Genomic DNA, 15,923 nt, shown 5'->3' on the forward strand with positions numbered 1-15,923 from the left:
GACTGACGTTCGACTGTGGACGGCGTAGCGTCGGCGGTCATGAGTGACTCAATCGAGAAACGTCTCTCGGGGCTGCTCGCGGCCGGCGCCACCGCGCTGGTCGTGGTGGCCGGACTGGCCGCTCCCGCCCAGGCGGGCGGCGGGTCGGCGAGCCCAGGTTCGGCCGGTCTCGGTGACCGGCTGTACCCGCTGCTCGGCAACGGTGGGTACGACGTGCAGAACTACGACCTGCGGATCCGCTATCCGCAGAAGGACCCCAAGCAGCAGGTCACCGGCGACGTGACGATCATCGCGGTGGCCACCCAGAACCTGTCCCGGTTCGACCTCGACTTCGGCGGCGACGGGGTCGGCAAGGTGTCGGTCAACGGCAAGCCGGCCCGGTTCAGCCGGGACGGCGACGAGCTGATCATCACGCCGAGCCGGTACCTGACGAAGGGCAAGCGGTTCTGGGTCACGGTCAGCGGGTTCACCGCGACCCCGATCCCGGCCAACGCGGACTCGCCGGCCGGATTCGTCACCACCCCGGACGGCACCATCATGGCCGGCCAGCCGGACCAGTCGCACCAGCTGTTCCCCAGCAACGACCACCCGCGCGACATGGCGACCTACACGATCGCGATGACCCGCCCGTCCGGCTGGGCCGCGGTGGCGAACGGGGTGCACGTCGGCGACCGGACCAGCGGCACCACGGTGACCTCGGTCTACCGCGAGTCGAAGCCGATGGCCAGCGAGCTGATCCAGCTCGCGGTCGGCGCGTTCACCGTGCACCAGCGCCCGTCGGTGGGCGGCGTGCCGATCCGGGACGTGGTGCCCACCCGGCTCGCCGGCGACCTGCTGCCCAAGGCCGACGTGGAGCGCGCCCAGCTGGCCTGGATGGTGGGCAAGGTCGGGAAGTACCCGTTCGAGAACTACGGGTCCCTGGTGATCGACGCCGACCTGGGCTTCGCGCTGGAGACCCAGACCCTCTCGCTGTACGACACCGGTCTGTTCGGCTACCCGAAGTTCGTCCTCGACCCGATCATGGCGCACGAGCTGGCGCACATGTGGTTCGGCGACAGCGTCGCGCCGGCCCGGTGGAGCGACGTCTGGCAGAACGAGGGCCACGCCACCTGGTACGAGCTGACCTACGCCGACGAGTTCGGTCACCTCAAGGACTACACCGGCCAGCCCGACCTGGAGTCGTACTTCAAGCAGGTCTACAGCCGGGGCGACCAGTACCGGCAGGACTACGGCCCGGTGGCCTACCCGCTGCGGTCCGACTCGATCTGGGACGTCTTCAACCCCAACGTGTACGACGGCGGCGCGCTCGTCCTCTACGCGCTGCGGCAGAAGATCGGCGCCAAGGCGTTCGACAGCCTGGAGCGCGCCTGGGTCGCCCAGAACCGCGGCAAGTCGGTCACCACGCAGGACTTCATCGCGCTGGCCTCCAAGGTCGCGCACCGGGACCTGCGCGGCTTCCTGAACGACTGGCTGTACGGCACCACCACGCCGCCGATGCCGGGCCACCCGGACTGGACAGTGACCCCGCCGCAGCCGCCCTCGGCGCCGGCGGCCGCCGTGGCGAAAGCGCGGAACAACCGCTGATCAGCCGACCATCTGCTCGGCGAAGGCCACCAGGCGCTGCGCCATGGCGTCGTCGGTGACCAGGAACTGAAGGCCGATCTCCTGCTGGCCGGGGGAGTCGACCACGTTCACCACCCGTGCGGGCACGGTGAGCGTGTCGTCGGTGACCCCGGTCAGCTCGGCGTCGGCCGTGGTGCCCTCGGCGAAGGCGGCCGTGCCGGCCACGATGCAGCGCAGGCCGCCGGCGCTGACGTTGATCAGGACGGCCGGGGTGGCCGGCTGGCCCGGCCGGCGCAGGGCGACCTTGCCGGCCGCCGCGAGCCGCTCGTGCTCGCGCCGCTCCAGCCGGCTGGCCAGGTCGGTCATCTCGTCGACCCGGCCGAGCGTGGCGCTCATCTGCCCGGCCAGCCGCTCCATCAGCGTGCCCTGGTCGGCGGCGACGGTGCGCAGCGAGGTGGCCGCGTCGCCGACCCCGCCGATGCCGTCGATCATCGTGGTGATCGTGTCGGACATCGCGGTGGTGTCCCGGCGCAGGTCGTCAATGGTCCGCAGGATCTGGTCGGTGGACTCGGCGGTGTGCATGGCGAGCTGCTTGACCTCGTCGGCGACCACGGTGAAGCCGTACCCCAGCTCGCCGGCCCGGGCCGCCTCGATGGTCGCGTTCAGCGCCAGCAGCCGGGTCTGCCGGGCGATCCCGGTTACCAGTTCGGCGGTCGAGGCGACCCGGCGCAGGCTGTGCTCCAGCGACGAGATCACCTGCTCGGCGTCGTGCGCCTGGCCGACGATCGCGTTGGTCGCCGCGTCCGCCACGCTGATCCGGTCGTCGATCACGCCGGCCGTGGTGCGTACCTCGCTCACCTTGTCGGTGACCTGCCGCAGCTCCTCGGCGATCACCGAGGTCGACTCGTCGATGATCTCCTGGGTCCGCCGCCGGAACTGGGTCTCGGCCTGCCGCTGGTGCAGGAATCCGGCCCGCAGCTGCTGCTCCCGGGCCACCTCGGCCTGGGCCAGGGCGGCCTCCTGGTCCTGCAGCCGGGTGCGGGCCACCACCAGGGCCCGGCCGATGTCGCCCATCTCGTCGCGCCCCTCGGGCAGCGGCCGGGGCGCCAGGTCGGCGCCGGCGATCGCGGTCACCGCCGCCACCGTCCGCCGCACGTCGTGGCTGGTCCGCCAGAGCACCCCGGCGGCGCACCAGAGGGCGAGCACGAACCCGCCGAGCGAGATGCCCAGGACCAGGCCGCGTTCCAGGGCGTTCTCCCGGGTGCGGGCGCTGAGCAGCGCGGTCAGCTCGTCGGTCAACGGCCGTACGGCGGCGGTGGCCGCCGCCGCCACCTCGGCCGGGTCGGCCGCGCCGGGCGTGTTGAGCGTCTCGGTCAGCCGCTTGTCCAGCGCGGTGATCGTGTCGGCCAGGGTGAGCACCGGGGTGAGCCGGCCGGTCAGCCCGGCCCGGCCGGTGTGCTCCGCCGCGGTCGCCACGTCGTTGCGCAGCGCGTCGGCGATCGCCTCCAGCCGGCCGGCCAGCACCGCCTGGGCGGCCATCGCCTGCCGGCTGGTCAGTTCCGGGTCCGGGTGGGCCGCGGCCAGCGTGGCCAGCAGCGCCTGCGGCACCTGCACCACCTGCGCGTCCATCACGTAGAACGAGTCCAGGTCCGGGTCGAGGATCAGGTTGGAGGCGTTGCCCAGCACCGCGATCAGCCCGGCCAGCCCGGCCGCCGTGGCGCTCCGGGCGGCGGCCGACCCGTCGCCGATCTCCGGCACCTCCGCCATCGTGTCGCCGAGCTCCAGATCCGGGTGCGCGGCGATGGCCGCGCGGATCGGTCCCAGGTCGGGTGTGCGGCCGGCGGCGGTGTCGGCGAGCGCGGTCAGGGCCGGCCCGAGGACGGTGACGCCCTGCTCCTCCCGGTCGGTGAAGGACAGGTCGTGGTTCTTGGCGGCGGTGTACATCCCGGTGGCCAGACCGCCCGGCACCAGCAGGACGACGACCAGCAGGCCGAGCCGCATGCCGGTGCGCAGCCGGTCGGTGACGGCGAGAACCGGCCGGAGGAGGAGGGGTGGCGAACTCAGAGCCGGCCTCCCTCCTCGGATACGGTGGGTACGGGTCTCCCCACCTGTCGGTATTTTCCCGTTTTCCCCCGTCGGCGCGGCGGGAAGTCCGAAACCCGCGCCGTTGCCTTTCTTTACTGAGCCGCAGTAGCGTGATCGCCGTCACTATCGAGGGAGTGCGGTATGAGAGTGGCGGGCCGGACCCTGGTGGTGATCGGCGCGGGCAGCGACATCGGCCGGGCGGTCGCCCTGGAGGCGGTCCGGCGCGGCGCGCGGGTCGCCGCCGCCGACCGGGATCCGGTGGCCCTGGGCGAGACCGCCCGTCAGGTGGTCGCCCCGCAGCAGCTCTCCACGCACCCGGTGGACGCCACCGACCGGCTGGACATCGAAGCGCTTCCCGCCGCGGTGATCGAGCGGTGGGGCCGGGTGGACGGCGTGATCGACCACGCCGGGACGCTCTACCGCGCGTTCCTGCCGCTGCTGCGCACCCGGCCGGAGGCCCACCTGGTGCACCCGGCGGCGGCCGGGACGGCACAGACCGGAGCCGGCATCCGGGTCACCGTGGTGCTGCCGGGCGGGCCGGAGCGGTCCGCGGACGAGGCCTACCGGGCCGCCTGCGACCTGCTGGACGCGATGGAGCGCAACGCCGGCCGGGTCCGGCTCGGCGCGGACCGGTGGTGGGAGCGGCTCAGTAGGAGCTCGAGAAGAACAGCATGAGCAGCATGGCGACCTGGACGAGCACGCCGGCCGAGCCGCAGACCAGTCCGGTGATCGCCATCGCCCGGCCGTTCGGCACCTGACGGCCCTTCAGCGCGACGATGCCGAGCACCGTCGCGACGATGCCGGTGAGGCCACCCAGCAGGCAGGGGGCGAGCGGCAGCGACAGCAGGCCGAGAACCATCGCGAGCAGCGGCATCCTGCCCCGGTCGGCCGGTGGGGGCGGCGGGGTGACCGGGTGTGCCAGCACCGGCACCGGCAGGTCGTGCACCACTGTGGACAGCTCGCCCCAGGTCCGCGACGCGTAGGCCTGCCGGGACCGCTCGCTGAACTCCTCGATGGTGAGCCGGCCCTCGGCGGTCGCGGCGCTCAGCTGCGCCACGATGGCCTCACGGTCGGCATCCGAGACGCGGACGTGCGGCGAGCGATACATGCCGGAAAGGCTACCGGCGCACGCCGGCGCCCGCGTCCACCGGCCGGGCGTAATCCGACCGGGGTGATCTTGGTTACTCGACGGCCCCGATTCGTGGACTTCTCCATCCTCATGTAGGACCGTGCCCACCCGACTGACTTGACAGCATCGGACAGAATCCGGGGATGTCGATGCCGGGCATACGGGGGTAGACCATGGCACAAGTAACGGCTCCATGCTGAACCGGCGCGCGTTCCTGCGCACCGCGGCGGCCGGGGTGGCCGGTGCCGCCGTCGGCGCGGCCGGCATGAAGACGATCCCGCACCTGTGCGGCTGGGACCGCCCCCCGGTGGCCGGTGGCTACGCCGCGGCCGCCGACGTGCTCGACGCGGTGCACCACCCGGGCGTCGCGGTCCGCTACTACGTCGAGACCACCGAGCCCGTGGTGGCGTTCACCTTCGACGACGGTCCCGCGCCGCACTGGACCCCCCAGGTGCTCGACGTGCTGGACCAGGCGGACGTGCCGGCCACCTTCTTCATGGTCGGCCGCAACCTGGCGCGAAACGCCGACCTGGTGCGCGGCCGGATGGACCGGCACGAGATCGGCAACCACTCGTGGGCGCACGACGACCTGGCCACCCTCGACCTGGCCGGGGTCACCGAGTCGCTGCGGCGCACCGAGGACGAGATCCACAAGCAGTTCAACCGGCCGGTCACCCTGCTCCGCCCGCCGTTCGGGCACATCGGCGGCTCCACCATGCTGGCCGCCGACTCGATGGGCTACGACGTGGTCCTCTGGTCCAAGGCGATGCGCGAGCTGATGTTCAAGGGCGACCCGGAGGGCCAGGCCCGGGACATCATCGACTCGGTCCGCCCCGGCTCGATCCTGCTCGCCCACGACGAGGGCGACGAGCGGCGGCTGGTGACCATCCGGGGGCTCGCCACGATGTTCGAGGGTCTGCGCCGCCGCGGTTTCCGGATGGTCACCGTCTCCGAGATGATCGCCGGCTCGAAGAAGCAGTCCGCCGGCTAAGATCAAGATCCTTTTTCGGTACGACTCGGAGCACCGTGCCGGTCGGCACGCGCGGCCCGGCCCCCACCGGACCGCAGCGCGTGTCGTGCGGGTCCGCCGTCCCGCACGGTTACGTCGCGCTTGCCCGCCGCGGCCGGACGCACCAGCAGCCGCACCTCGTCGATCAGCGCGGTTGTCGCCCGGCGCCGCTCAGGACAGGAAGTCGCCGATCCGGTCCGGCCAGGTGCGCACGTCCGCCGAGGTGGCCGAGACGTGCAGCCGGGCGTCCGGCAGCACCTTCGCCAGCAGCTCGGCGCTGTCCACCGGGTGACCCGGGTCGGTCTCCCAGGCCAGGATCAGCACCGGGTGGGTGACCGCCCGGAGCGCCTCGTCGCCGGGCAGGTCGGTGCGTGCCGCGCCGCGCAGCACCGACGGCAGCAGCGGCTCCGGCACGTCCGCGTCGAACTCCCAGCCGGGCACGTCGGCGAAGATCGGCGCCGGCGGGAAACCCCGCATGATCGTCATCCAGGCGTCCTTGCTCCGGGCCTCGACCCCGGCCGCGCCGGACAGGTACGCCTGCCGCGACGCCACCCGCCCGTCCCGCACGGTCGGCGGGATCATCAGCACCAGGCGGCGGAACCGGTCCGGCTTCCGGGCCGCCGCCCAGAGCAGCGTGCCGGTGCCCATCGACGACCCCGCCCAGTCCACCGGCCCCTCGCCGGCCACCGCCAGCAGGTCGCCGGCCAGGCTCGACCAGGTGTAGAGCTCCGGGTCCGGCGCGCCGGGCGACAGGCCGTGCCCGCGCTGGTGGTAGCGCCGGATCCGGCGGGCGCCGGTGATCCGGGACCAGTCGAGCAGGCCGAGCCGGTCCTCGACCCGGGGGCTGAAGAAGACACCGTGCGAATAGCCGAGCAGCGGGCCGGAACCGAACTCCTCGACGAACAGATCAGTCACCCGAGAAGGATAGACACGCCGCGATCCCGGCCAGATCCTTCCCGGTCAGCGTGAGGTCGGCGCCGGGCAGCCAGCCGGCGATCTGCTCGGGGCGGCGCGCGCCCACGATCGCCCCGGTCACGCCGGGCCGGGCCAGCACCCAGGCCACCGCGACCGCGGCCACCGGCACGCCGTGCCGGTCGGCGACGGCCCGCAGCGCGTCCACCACCCGCAGGTTCGCCGGCAGCCGGGTGGTGAAGTCCGGATGGCCGCGCCGCCAGTCGTTCGCCGGCAGCGCCGCCACCCGGGCCGCGTCGAACGCCCCGGTCAGCAGTCCCGAGTGCATCGGCTGGTAGACGATCACCCCGGTGCCGTTCCCGGCGGCCCAGTCGATCTGGTCGGCGGCGTCCCGGACCAGCACCGAGAACGGCGGCTGGATCGCGTCCACGTGCGCCACCTTCTCGGCCCGCTCCAGCTCGGCGACCCCGTGGTTGGACAGGCCGATCGCCCGGACCTTGCCCTCGGCGCGCAGATCGGCCATGGTCTGCCAGTACTCCTCCAGCTCGCAGCCGTCGACCGGCTCCGACCCGTCGTCGTCGCCCCAGGTCAGCAGCCTGCCGTCGGCCGGCCAGTGCACCTGGTAGAGGTCGATGTGGTCGGTCCGCAGCCGGCGCAGCGACGCCTCCAGCTCGCGGCGCGCCGAGGCCGCGGTCAGCACCCGCCGCGGCGGCGCGTCCCGCCGGGCCGGGTCGTCCCAGACCAGGCCGGCCTTGGTGAACAGCAGCGGGCGGTCGGCGGCGGGCAGCGCGGCCACCGCCCGGCCGACCACCTCCTCGGAGTGCCCCAGCCCGTAGGCGGCCGCCGTGTCGATCCAGTTGATCCCGGCGCCGACCGCCGCGTGGATGGTGGCGATCGAGTCGGCGTCGTCCTGCGGGCCCCAGGCGTACTGCCAGTCGGCGCCGCCCATCACCCACGCGCCGAGTCCGGCGGTGGACAGTTCCATCCCGGTCGTGCCGAGTGCTCGGGTTGTCGTCATGGCACCGATCCTCCGGTCGCCGGGCGGGCGTCAGCCAGGGCATGACGTGACCAGGCTGGGCGGGCGGCGACCGGGAATACTGGGGGGCATGATTCTGGACCGGCGCGCCGAGCTGGGCGAGTTCCTGCGCTCCCGGCGGGCCCGCATCGACCCGGACGAGCTCGGCCTGCCGCACAGCGGCCGGCGCCGGGTGCCCGGGCTGCGGCGCGAGGAGCTGGCCCGGCTGGCCGGCGTCAGCGTGGACCACTACGTGCGGCTGGAGCAGGGCCGGACCCTGCACTTCTCCGAGTCGGTGCTGGACGCGGTGGCCCGGGCGCTGCGGCTCGACCCGGTCGAGCGGGACCACCTCCACCGGCTGGCCCGGCCGTTCGCGCCGGCCGATCCGGGGCGCGCGCAGCGGGTGCGGCCCGGCCTGCGGCGCCTGCTGCAGGCGGTCGGCGACGTCCCGGCCTACGTGATCGGGCGCGACGCCGACGTGCTGGCCTGGAACGATCTGGCCGCCGCCCTGCTCACCGACTTCGGCGCGCTGGACCCGGGGCAGCGCAACATGGCCCGCCTGGTGCTGCTCGACGAGGGCATCCGCCGGCTCTACGTGGACTGGCCGGCGAAGGTCCGCGACGTGGCCGGCTTCCTGCGCCTGGACGCGGCCCGGCACCCGTCCGACCCGCGCAGCCGGGCGCTGATCGACGAGCTGCGCGCGGCCAGCCCGGAGTTCCGCGCCGCCTGGGCCGAGCACGGCCTCAAGGAGAAGACCCACGGCACCTACGAGTACCGCCACCCGGTCGTCGGCCGGCTGACCCTCGGCTTCGAGGCCCTCCGCCTGCCCGACGATCCCGACCAGGCACTCGTGGCGCACACCGTCGAGGAGGGCTCGCCGTCCGAGACCGCCCTGCGCCTGCTGGCCACCTGGACGTACCAGTCCGCCCCGGCACGGTAGTCCCGCCGAGGCCGCACTGTTCCGAGCCGGCGGGCGCGGGGCTCCGGTCGTACCGGAAGCGGGTGGTCTTGGTGCGGTCAGGCTATGAAGTGGCCGTTCTCCAAGTAGTACGACGTGTTCTCCTGGCGGGCCCGGGCAGCCGCGGTGACACGGCGGGCGAGCGGCTCGGGGAGCAGCGTGGCGGCTTCCGGGAGAGTGCACCAGGCCCAGCTGCGCAACTCGGCGGCGGGGAGGCGGATCCGGGCGGTCTGGTCCGGCGGGAGCAGGCCGCCGTCGTAGATCAGCATCAGGCCCTCGGTGCGCTCCGGGGCCGGCGGCGTCCAGTCGGTGACCAGCAGCCGGCCGACCCGGACCAGCACGCCGAGCTCCTCCCGGAGCTCCCGGTTCACCGCCGCGTACGGTGACTCGCCGGCCTCCACCGAGCCGCCCGGGACCTCCCAGTACGGCACATAGGTCGGCTCGACCAGCAGCACCCGTCCGAACTGGTCGGAGAGCAGGGCGCCGGCACCCATCCGTTTACGCGCCAGCGTGGCGGTGTAGTCGCTCGCGGTCACCGCGTCAGGTTAACGGTGACCACGCCGCATCGGGGGACGGCGATGTCTTGTTCGCCCGCCGGTTGCCTACGCTTCGCCCACGGTGTCGTCGTCGCCCGGGACCTCGTCGCCCGCACCGTCGTCGCCCGGGACCTCGTCGCTCGGGGCGTCGTCGCCGGGCAGCTCGGCGTCCGCCGGGTCCTGCGGGTCGGTCCCGCCGGTCAGCTCGTCCAGGTCGGTGACCCCGTCGCCGTCGCTGTCCTCGTCGGCGTCCAGCACCCCGTCGCCGTCGGTGTCGTCGCTCTCCGGGTCGTCGCCGAGCAGGAACTCCTGCGCGTTGCTCAGCCCGTCGGCGTCCAGGTCCTCCTCGCCGTCGGTGACCTCGTTGTCGTCCGAGTCGGCCGCCTGCGGGTCGTAGCCGAGCTGGTACTCCTGCACGTTGCTGAGCCCGTCCTCGTCCGGGTCCTCGTCACCGTCCGGGATGTCGTTGTCGTCGCTGTCCGCGACCCGCGGGCGGTAGCCGAGCTCGAACTCCTGCGCGTTGCCCAGCCCGTCGTCGTCCGGGTCGGCGTCCGCGTCGTCCTTGCGCGGGTTCAGCCGGTTGGTCACCTCCCAGCCGTCGGGCAGCCCGTCCCGGTCGGTGTCCGCGCTCTTCGCGCTGGTCCCGGCCTTGTACTCGGCCTTGTTGGCCAGGCCGTCCCGGTCCTTGTCCAGCTTGGCGTCGTTCTTCTTGACGTTCAGGCCGTTCGCCTTCTCCCACGCGTCCGGCATGCCATCCCGGTCGGTGTCCTTGCTGGCGGCGGCCGTGGACGGCTTGCCCGCGGCGCTCCGCGTGCCGGCCGCCATCGCGGCGCCGGACATCGACAGCATGGTCACGGTGGCAGCGGCGGCAGCGATCGCGACGGAGACGGAACGACGACGGTTCACGGTGGGGGCCTCTCGTGACTCTTACGGGGAGTCACCACCGTAGAGCCCGCCGTGACCGCGTGGCGCCTTCGGACCCGAGCCACCCCGGACTCGCTCCCGTTCAGCAACTAAGCCGGCGGGCGCCCCGCTCCCTCGGGTGCGCTCGCGGTCCGCTTCGTCACGGCGGTCCGCTTCGTCACGGCGGTCCGCTTCGTCACGGCGGTCCGCTTCGTCACGCGGCTCGCGGTCCGTTGCGGCACGCGGCTCGCGGTCCGCTTCGCCATGAGCACAGGTCCGCTTCATCACGCGCACACGGTCCGCTTCGCCACGCGCACACGGTCGCTGCGCGGCGCGTTTCGGGGCTCGCTTTCCCCGGCGCTCGTGGTGGCTTCCCAAGACACGCTCGCGGCTGCTTCTCTTGCGCTCGCGGTCCGCCTTCCCGCGCGTTGCGTTCTGCTTCGCTGCGCGCTCGCGGTCGCTTCCACGAGCGGTCGCTGTTCGCTTTCACGAGCGGTCGCGGTCCGCTTCCACGAGCGGTCGCTGTTCGCTTCATTTCCTGCGGTTGCCGGCCAGCGCGGTTCGCCGATTTCCGGTACGCCCGCCGCATACCGGAAATGGCGGACCGCAACTGGGAGCGGCCTTGCGTGCGCCGCGATGGGGAGCGGCCTCGTGTGGACTGCAACCGTGAGCGGCCCCAGGTGAACCGCAGGCGGAAGCGGCTTCCCGTGAACCGCAGGCGGAAGCGGCTTCCCGTGAACCGCAGGCGGAAGCGGCTTCCCGTGAACCGCAGGCGGAAGCGGCTTCCCGTGAACCCGCAGGCGGAGCGGCCGGTGTGAACCGCAAGCGGAAGCGGCTTGCCGTGGACCTCAGGCGGGAGCAGCCCCGCGGGACCGCAGGCGGGAGCGGCCTGGTGCGGGCCGCGACCGGGAGCGGCCTCGCGGGGGCCGCGACCCGGAGCGGCCTCGTGCGGAGTGGATCAGGACAGGGTCTTGGCGAAGTGCTCCAGGGACTCATTGATCAGCGGCGTCAGGTCGGTGCCGGTGAAGCAGTGGTCCGCGCCGGGGATGAGCCGCAAGGCGACCGGGGCGCTCAGGGCGGCCAGCCGGTCGTGCAGTTCCTCGCTCTGGCCGGCGGGCACCACGCGGTCGTCGGCGCCGTGCATCAGCAGGATCGGCGGCGCCTCGGCGGACACGTAGGTGACCGGGCTGGCCGCCGCCGCCTCGGTGGGCAGGGTCTGCACCGGGCCGCCGACCAGCAGGCTCTCCGGGGCGTCCGGCGCGTCGTGGTCCTGGACGCCCTCCGGGTGGCTCTGCGCGGCCATGGTCAGGAGGTCGCTGGGGCCGTACCAGACGACCGCGGACTGCACCGCGTCCGAGACGCCCAGTATTCCGTTGCGCCCGGCCAGCGCCGGATCCGGATCGTCGCCGGTCAATGCGATGAGTGCCGCCAGGTGGCCGCCGGCCGATTCGCCCCAGACGCCGAACCGGGACGGGTCCAGGCCGAGTTCCGCGGCGTATCTCCGGAGCCACCGGACCGCCGCTTTGACGTCGTGCAACTGGGCCGGGAAACGGGCTTCGCCGCTCAGGCGATAGGTCACCCGGGCGACCGCGAAACCGGCCGCCAGAATGCGCGAGGTGATGTCGGCGGGGGCCAGTTGCGGCCCGTCGGCCTTGTTGCTGCCGAACAGCCAGGCGCCGCCGTGGATCCAGATGATCAGGGGGTGGGGCTGCTCGGACCCGACCGGCCGGAACAGGTCCAGGGTGAGCGGCCGGAAGCCGGGGACCTCGGCCACCGTGGCGTCGCGCCGGCACACCCGGTCGCCTTCGGTGACGGGCGGGGGCGGGGAATACCGCTGCGGTTCGTTCAATTGTGCGGTCACGATCTCACCTCGTACCAGAAAGGACGTCGGGGTAGGGCCGGACGGCAATCAGCGCACCGGAAAGATGCCGCTCGCGAGGGGTGAATGCGAAGCGGGAAGCGCCGGGTTTCTGGTCGGCGCGCGGTCCGCCCGGGTCGGGGCGGGTCCAATTACGGTACGCCGCCGGCGTCGCCCGGCGATCGACAGCCGTCGGTGGTGCGTCGCGGATGTGGGGTGCCCGGTCATTGACGGCCGTCGGTGGCTCGTCGCGGATGCGGGGTGCTCGGTCATTGGCGGTGGCCGGTGGCGCGTCGCGGGCAGGAGTGCCGGCCGATCGATGGGGGTCCGTCGCGCGCGGCGGGTGCGGGTCGGCGGGCGGTGGGGGCGGGACGGAGTCGTACCGTCAAGCGGGGTGATCGGTCGTGGTCGCAGCGGCCGTGACAAAACGGAAATGTCGTCTTAAAACACGTCACGGCAGTGTTGCCGGCTCGTTGATCGTCAGCGTGGACACGACGGGTCTGGTGAAGGTCATGTACATCGCCGGGTGGGGCCGCAGCGGCACCACCATCGTCGACAACATCCTGAATTCCTATGACGGGGTGTTCTCCACCGGCGAGCTGTTCTATCTCTGGAGCCGCGGACTCATCGAGGGCCGCAAATGCGGATGCGGCGTGACGTTCCCGCGCTGCGGATTGTGGGCGGACATTCTCGACGCCGCTTTCGGGACCGGGCGGCCGGATCCGCGGCGGGTCTTCCGGCTGCAGCGGCAGGCCATCCGGGTGCGGCACACCCGGGCGCTGACCGGGCCGGTCGCCGGACCGGAGGCGGAGGAGTACCGGCAGGTCACCAACCGGCTCTACCGGGCCATCGGCGAGGTCACCGGGGCCCGGCTGATCATCGACTCGTCGAAGATCCCGTCGGCGGCCGCGCTGCTGCCCGGGATGGCCGGCGTGCAGCCCTACCTGCTGCACATGATCCGCGACCCGCGCGCGGTCACCCACTCCTGGATGCGCAAGATCCCGCAGGTGGACCGCCGGAAGCCGGCCATGATGCACCGCGAGGCGCCGGCCGCCAGCACCATGCACTGGCTGGTCCGCAACGCGCTCGCCGAGCGGCTGGCCGGCGCCTACCAGGGGCGCTACCGGATGCTGCGCTACGAGGACTTCGTGGCCGGGCCGCGGGCCACCATCGAGAGCCTGCTCGACTTCGCCGGGGTGGACGCCGGGACCGGGCCGTTCACCGACGAGAACACCGTGCGGCTGGAGGTGAACCACACGATCGCCGGGAACCCGGGACGGTTCCGGACCGGCGAGGTGGCGCTGCGGGTGGACGACCGCTGGCGGCAGGAGCAGACCGCCGGGCCACGGCTGACCGCCACCGCGCTCGCCCTGCCGCTGCTGCACCGGTACGGGTACCGCGCTCGGACGAGCCGGCCCAACCGACCGGCTCCGGGTGGCGCGCCGCACGTACCGGAGCAGGCGACCGTCTCCTGACCAGAGCTCACGTGCTCGCCGGCGAGTCGTTGATCACGGGGTCGCCCCGAGGGCGCCGGATCGCCACCCCCGCTGACTAATGTTGTACCGGTCAGTAACAGCGGGCCGGTTAGGCGGGAGTGCGGATGCGGTACGTCGCGATCGGGGACAGCTTCACCGAGGGGATGGGCGACACCCAGCCGGACGGCAGCGAGCGGGGCTGGGCCGACCTGGTCGCCGCCGGTCTGGCCGCCGGCCTCGGCGAGCCGATCCAGTACGCGAACATGGCGATCCGCGGCCGGCTGCTCCGCCCGATCGTCACCGAGCAGCTGGACGCGGCGCTCGCCCTCGACCCGAAACCGACGCTGCTCTCGCTCAACGGCGGCGGCAACGACATGATGCGGCCCGGCGGCGACCTGAAAACCCTGGTCGCGATGACCGAGCAGGCGATCCGGCGGTGCCTGGACAACGGGGTGCGGGTGCTGCTGCTCTCCGGCGCCGACCCGTCCGCGCGGCTGCCGCTCGGCGGCTCGATGCGGCGCAAGGGGGAGGCGCTGACCGCCGCCTGCGCGCCGTTCGCCAAGAGCTACGACCTGACCTTCGTCGACGTCTTCCACGACAAGGAGATCCAGCGGGCCGGGTACTGGTCGGCGGACCGCCTCCACCTGAACGCCAACGGCCACCGCCGGGTGGCCAGCCTGGTGCTGACCGCGCTCGGCCACCCGACGCCGGCGCACGTGATCGATCCCGGTCCGGGGGCGCCGGGTGGGCTGCTGGCCGAGGCCCGGTACTACCGGGAGCACGTGCTGCCGTGGGTGCAGCGGCGGCTGCGCGGCCAGTCCTCCGGCGACAACCGCACCGGCAAGTACACCAACTGGATCTCCGTCCCGGCCACCCAGCCCGCCTGACCGGTTCCGGTTGTGGGCTGGCGCTCAGGGGTGTCTCGCGGCGGTTGAGGCACCCCGGAGGGCCAGCCCGCCTGACCGGTTCCGGTTGTGGGCTGGTGCTCACGGGTGTCTCGCGGTGGTTGAGGCACCCGTGAGGGCCAGCCGGCCGACCGTGAGGCGCACTGCGGTCCGGGGTGATGCGGACCGGGCGGGGTGTGGGGTTGGCGGTCGTCGCCACCCTCGGGCGTCGCCCTGGAGGGCCGGGCGTTCTGGACGCGCCAGCGGCCAGCCCGGCCCGGAAGGGTCCCTGGCGGGAGCGACGATCAGTGATCAGCGCGGATCCGAGTCATGGATTTCTTGATCTTGAATGGGACCGCCCGGTCCTCGCCGGTCAGCTCGGGAATCAGCGGTCAGCTCGGAATCAGCGGTCAGCTCGGGAATCGGCGGTCAGATAGGGATTGGCCGTCAGCTGACGATGGGCCGGCATGACGAAGGCCCGCCGGCCAGGTCAGCGGCGGGCCCGTCGGGTGGTCGTCAGGCGAAGACGATCGTGTGGTTCTCGTGGCGGATGACGCGGTCCTCGCTGTGCCAGCGGACGGCTCGGGAGAGGACGGCGCGTTCCACGTCGGCGCCGCGGCGCTGCAGGTCGCGGACGGTGTCGGCGTGGGAGACGCGGATCACGTCCTGTTCGATGATCGGGCCCTCGTCGAGGTCCTCGGTGACGTAGTGGGCGGTGGCCCCGACCAGCTTGACGCCGCGCTGCTTGGCCTTGGCGTACGGGCCGGCGCCGATGAACGACGGCAGGAAGCTGTGGTGGATGTTGATGATCGGGACGCCGACGCGCTCGATGAAGTCACCGGAGAGGATCTGCATGTAGCGGGCCAGGACGATGAAGTCGACGTTGCCCTGCAGCAGCCGCAGGTGCTGCGCCTCGGCGGCGGACTTGTCCGGGCCGGCGGACGGCACGTGGAAGAACGGGACGCCGAAGAAGCGCACCTCGTCGGCGGTGTCCGGGTGGTTGGAGATGACCATCGAGACGTTCACCGGCAGCTCGCCGCGGCGGTGCCGCCAGAGCAGGTCGAGCAGGCAGTGGTCGTCCTTCGAGGCGAAGATCGCCACGCGCTTCGGCTGGGACAGGTCGCGAAGGGTGTACTCCAGCTCGAAGCCCTCGGCCAGCTTGGCCTGCAGGTCCAGCTCGACCTGCGGCAGCCGGGCCTTGAGGTGGTCCAGCGCGAAGACGGTCCGCTGGAAGAACGCGCCGCCGTGCGGGTTGTCGGAGTACTGGTCGAGCGACACGATGTTGGCGTCGTGCTTGCCCAGCACGGCGCTGATCGCGGCGACGATGCCGGTGCGGTCCTTGCCGTGCACGATCAGGACGGCCTGATTGTGGGTGGGCGTGGGCTCTGTGCGGACCGCGAGTGCTTCCTGGGTCAGCGTCACGTCAGGTCCTCCTCTCTTGTCGCCGGAGCGAGCATTGTCGCCGGAGCGAGCGTTGCCCCGGGGCGGGCGTCATCCCCGGAGCGAGCATCGCTCCCGGAGCGGGCGTCATCCCCGGAGCGTCTGCCGTTGGGGCGGTGCGGGTCCCGGTGGCGCGCGTCGTTGCGGCGGGCACGG

General features: G+C 72.8%; 14 protein-coding genes. 6 read left to right on the forward strand and 8 right to left on the reverse strand.

Annotated features, from left to right (window positions below):
• Nucleotides 1-39: 39 nt before the first annotated feature.
• The gene (locus BJY16_RS18390) at nt 40-1,584 is read left to right on the forward strand and encodes a M1 family metallopeptidase (RefSeq protein ID WP_185040634.1); all 1,545 of its coding nucleotides are present in this window, start codon (nt 40-42) and stop codon (nt 1,582-1,584) included.
• Here the strand turns inward: BJY16_RS18390 and BJY16_RS18395 are convergent, their stop codons facing one another.
• Nucleotides 1,585-3,564 (reverse strand): methyl-accepting chemotaxis protein, encoded by a 1,980-nt coding sequence (locus BJY16_RS18395; RefSeq protein ID WP_185040635.1) that lies wholly within the window; start codon nt 3,562-3,564, stop codon nt 1,585-1,587.
• Between the two features lie 225 nt (nt 3,565-3,789).
• Between BJY16_RS18395 and BJY16_RS18400 the strand changes: the two genes are divergently transcribed.
• The gene (locus tag BJY16_RS18400) at nt 3,790-4,323 is read left to right on the forward strand and encodes an SDR family NAD(P)-dependent oxidoreductase (RefSeq protein ID WP_185040636.1); all 534 of its coding nucleotides are present in this window, start codon (nt 3,790-3,792) and stop codon (nt 4,321-4,323) included.
• Here BJY16_RS18400 and BJY16_RS18405 read toward each other — a convergent pair.
• Nucleotides 4,295-4,756, reverse strand: coding sequence for a DUF1707 and DUF4190 domain-containing protein (locus BJY16_RS18405; RefSeq protein ID WP_185040637.1), 462 nt, complete (start codon nt 4,754-4,756; stop codon nt 4,295-4,297). The genes BJY16_RS18400 and BJY16_RS18405 overlap by 29 nt on opposite strands.
• Nucleotides 4,757-4,970: 214 nt before the next feature.
• On the opposite strand from BJY16_RS18405, the gene BJY16_RS18410 reads away from it, so the two are divergent.
• The gene (locus BJY16_RS18410) at nt 4,971-5,768 is read left to right on the forward strand and encodes a polysaccharide deacetylase family protein (protein ID WP_185040638.1); all 798 of its coding nucleotides are present in this window, start codon (nt 4,971-4,973) and stop codon (nt 5,766-5,768) included.
• Between the two features lie 189 nt (nt 5,769-5,957).
• Here the strand turns inward: BJY16_RS18410 and BJY16_RS18415 are convergent, their stop codons facing one another.
• Together BJY16_RS18415 and BJY16_RS18420 are read right to left on the reverse strand one after the other, a co-directional pair.
• Complete coding sequence (locus BJY16_RS18415) at nt 5,958-6,701, reverse strand: alpha/beta fold hydrolase (protein ID WP_185040639.1); 744 nt, start codon at nt 6,699-6,701, stop codon at nt 5,958-5,960.
• Nucleotides 6,694-7,716, reverse strand: coding sequence for an aldo/keto reductase (locus BJY16_RS18420; RefSeq protein ID WP_185040640.1), 1,023 nt, complete (start codon nt 7,714-7,716; stop codon nt 6,694-6,696). Before BJY16_RS18420 ends, BJY16_RS18415 begins: the two co-directional genes overlap by 8 nt.
• 88 nt (nt 7,717-7,804) lie before the next feature.
• Here BJY16_RS18420 and BJY16_RS18425 point away from each other — a divergent pair, with 88 nt between their 5' ends.
• A complete protein-coding gene (locus BJY16_RS18425; protein WP_185040641.1) occupies nt 7,805-8,653 on the forward strand; it encodes a helix-turn-helix transcriptional regulator in 849 nt (282 codons plus the stop codon).
• A gap of 77 nt (nt 8,654-8,730) precedes the next feature.
• On the opposite strand, the gene BJY16_RS18430 is transcribed toward BJY16_RS18425, so the two are convergent.
• The 3 genes from BJY16_RS18430 to BJY16_RS18440 all read right to left on the reverse strand — a co-directional run bounded on the left by BJY16_RS18430 (nt 8,731) and on the right by BJY16_RS18440 (nt 11,971).
• Nucleotides 8,731-9,207 carry an NUDIX domain-containing protein gene (locus tag BJY16_RS18430; RefSeq protein ID WP_307835786.1) on the reverse strand — a complete coding sequence of 159 codons (477 nt, stop codon included), beginning with the start codon at nt 9,205-9,207 and terminating at the stop codon, nt 8,731-8,733.
• 66 nt (nt 9,208-9,273) lie between these two features.
• The gene (locus tag BJY16_RS18435; protein WP_185040642.1) at nt 9,274-10,113 is read right to left on the reverse strand and encodes a Midasin; all 840 of its coding nucleotides are present in this window, start codon (nt 10,111-10,113) and stop codon (nt 9,274-9,276) included.
• A gap of 955 nt (nt 10,114-11,068) precedes the next feature.
• Nucleotides 11,069-11,971 (reverse strand): alpha/beta hydrolase, encoded by a 903-nt coding sequence (locus BJY16_RS18440; RefSeq protein WP_203759061.1) that lies wholly within the window; start codon nt 11,969-11,971, stop codon nt 11,069-11,071.
• Nucleotides 11,972-12,453: 482 nt separating this feature from the next.
• Here BJY16_RS18440 and BJY16_RS18445 point away from each other — a divergent pair, with 482 nt between their 5' ends.
• Together BJY16_RS18445 and BJY16_RS18450 are read left to right on the forward strand one after the other, a co-directional pair.
• Nucleotides 12,454-13,443 (forward strand): sulfotransferase, encoded by a 990-nt coding sequence (locus BJY16_RS18445; RefSeq protein WP_185040643.1) that lies wholly within the window; start codon nt 12,454-12,456, stop codon nt 13,441-13,443.
• A 125-nt stretch (nt 13,444-13,568) separates the two neighbouring features.
• Nucleotides 13,569-14,330 (forward strand): SGNH/GDSL hydrolase family protein, encoded by a 762-nt coding sequence (locus BJY16_RS18450; RefSeq protein WP_185040644.1) that lies wholly within the window; start codon nt 13,569-13,571, stop codon nt 14,328-14,330.
• 513 nt (nt 14,331-14,843) lie between these two features.
• Here BJY16_RS18450 and purU read toward each other — a convergent pair.
• A complete protein-coding gene (gene purU / locus BJY16_RS18455; RefSeq protein WP_185040645.1) occupies nt 14,844-15,749 on the reverse strand; it encodes a formyltetrahydrofolate deformylase in 906 nt (301 codons plus the stop codon).
• Nucleotides 15,750-15,923: the final 174 nt, after the last annotated feature.

The sequence above is a fragment of the Actinoplanes octamycinicus genome, from assembly GCF_014205225.1.
GTDB classification, from domain to species: Bacteria; Actinomycetota; Actinomycetes; order Mycobacteriales; family Micromonosporaceae; genus Actinoplanes; species Actinoplanes octamycinicus.

Bases quoted from the DNA above. Each gene is read 5' to 3' on its own strand.
- BJY16_RS18395 (WP_185040635.1), bottom strand. From the start codon at position 3,564: ATGCGGCTCGGCCTGCTGGTCGTCGTCCTGCTGGTGCCGGGCGGTCTG.
- BJY16_RS18450 (WP_185040644.1), top strand. From the start codon at position 13,569: ATGCGGTACGTCGCGATCGGGGACAGCTTCACCGAGGGGATGGGCGAC.
- BJY16_RS18390 (WP_185040634.1), top strand. From the start codon at position 40: ATGAGTGACTCAATCGAGAAACGTCTCTCGGGGCTGCTCGCGGCCGGC.
- BJY16_RS18425 (WP_185040641.1), top strand. From the start codon at position 7,805: ATGATTCTGGACCGGCGCGCCGAGCTGGGCGAGTTCCTGCGCTCCCGG.
- BJY16_RS18420 (WP_185040640.1), bottom strand. From the start codon at position 7,716: ATGACGACAACCCGAGCACTCGGCACGACCGGGATGGAACTGTCCACC.
- BJY16_RS18400 (WP_185040636.1), top strand. From the start codon at position 3,790: ATGAGAGTGGCGGGCCGGACCCTGGTGGTGATCGGCGCGGGCAGCGAC.
- BJY16_RS18410 (WP_185040638.1), top strand. From the start codon at position 4,971: ATGCTGAACCGGCGCGCGTTCCTGCGCACCGCGGCGGCCGGGGTGGCC.
- BJY16_RS18405 (WP_185040637.1), bottom strand. From the start codon at position 4,756: ATGTATCGCTCGCCGCACGTCCGCGTCTCGGATGCCGACCGTGAGGCC.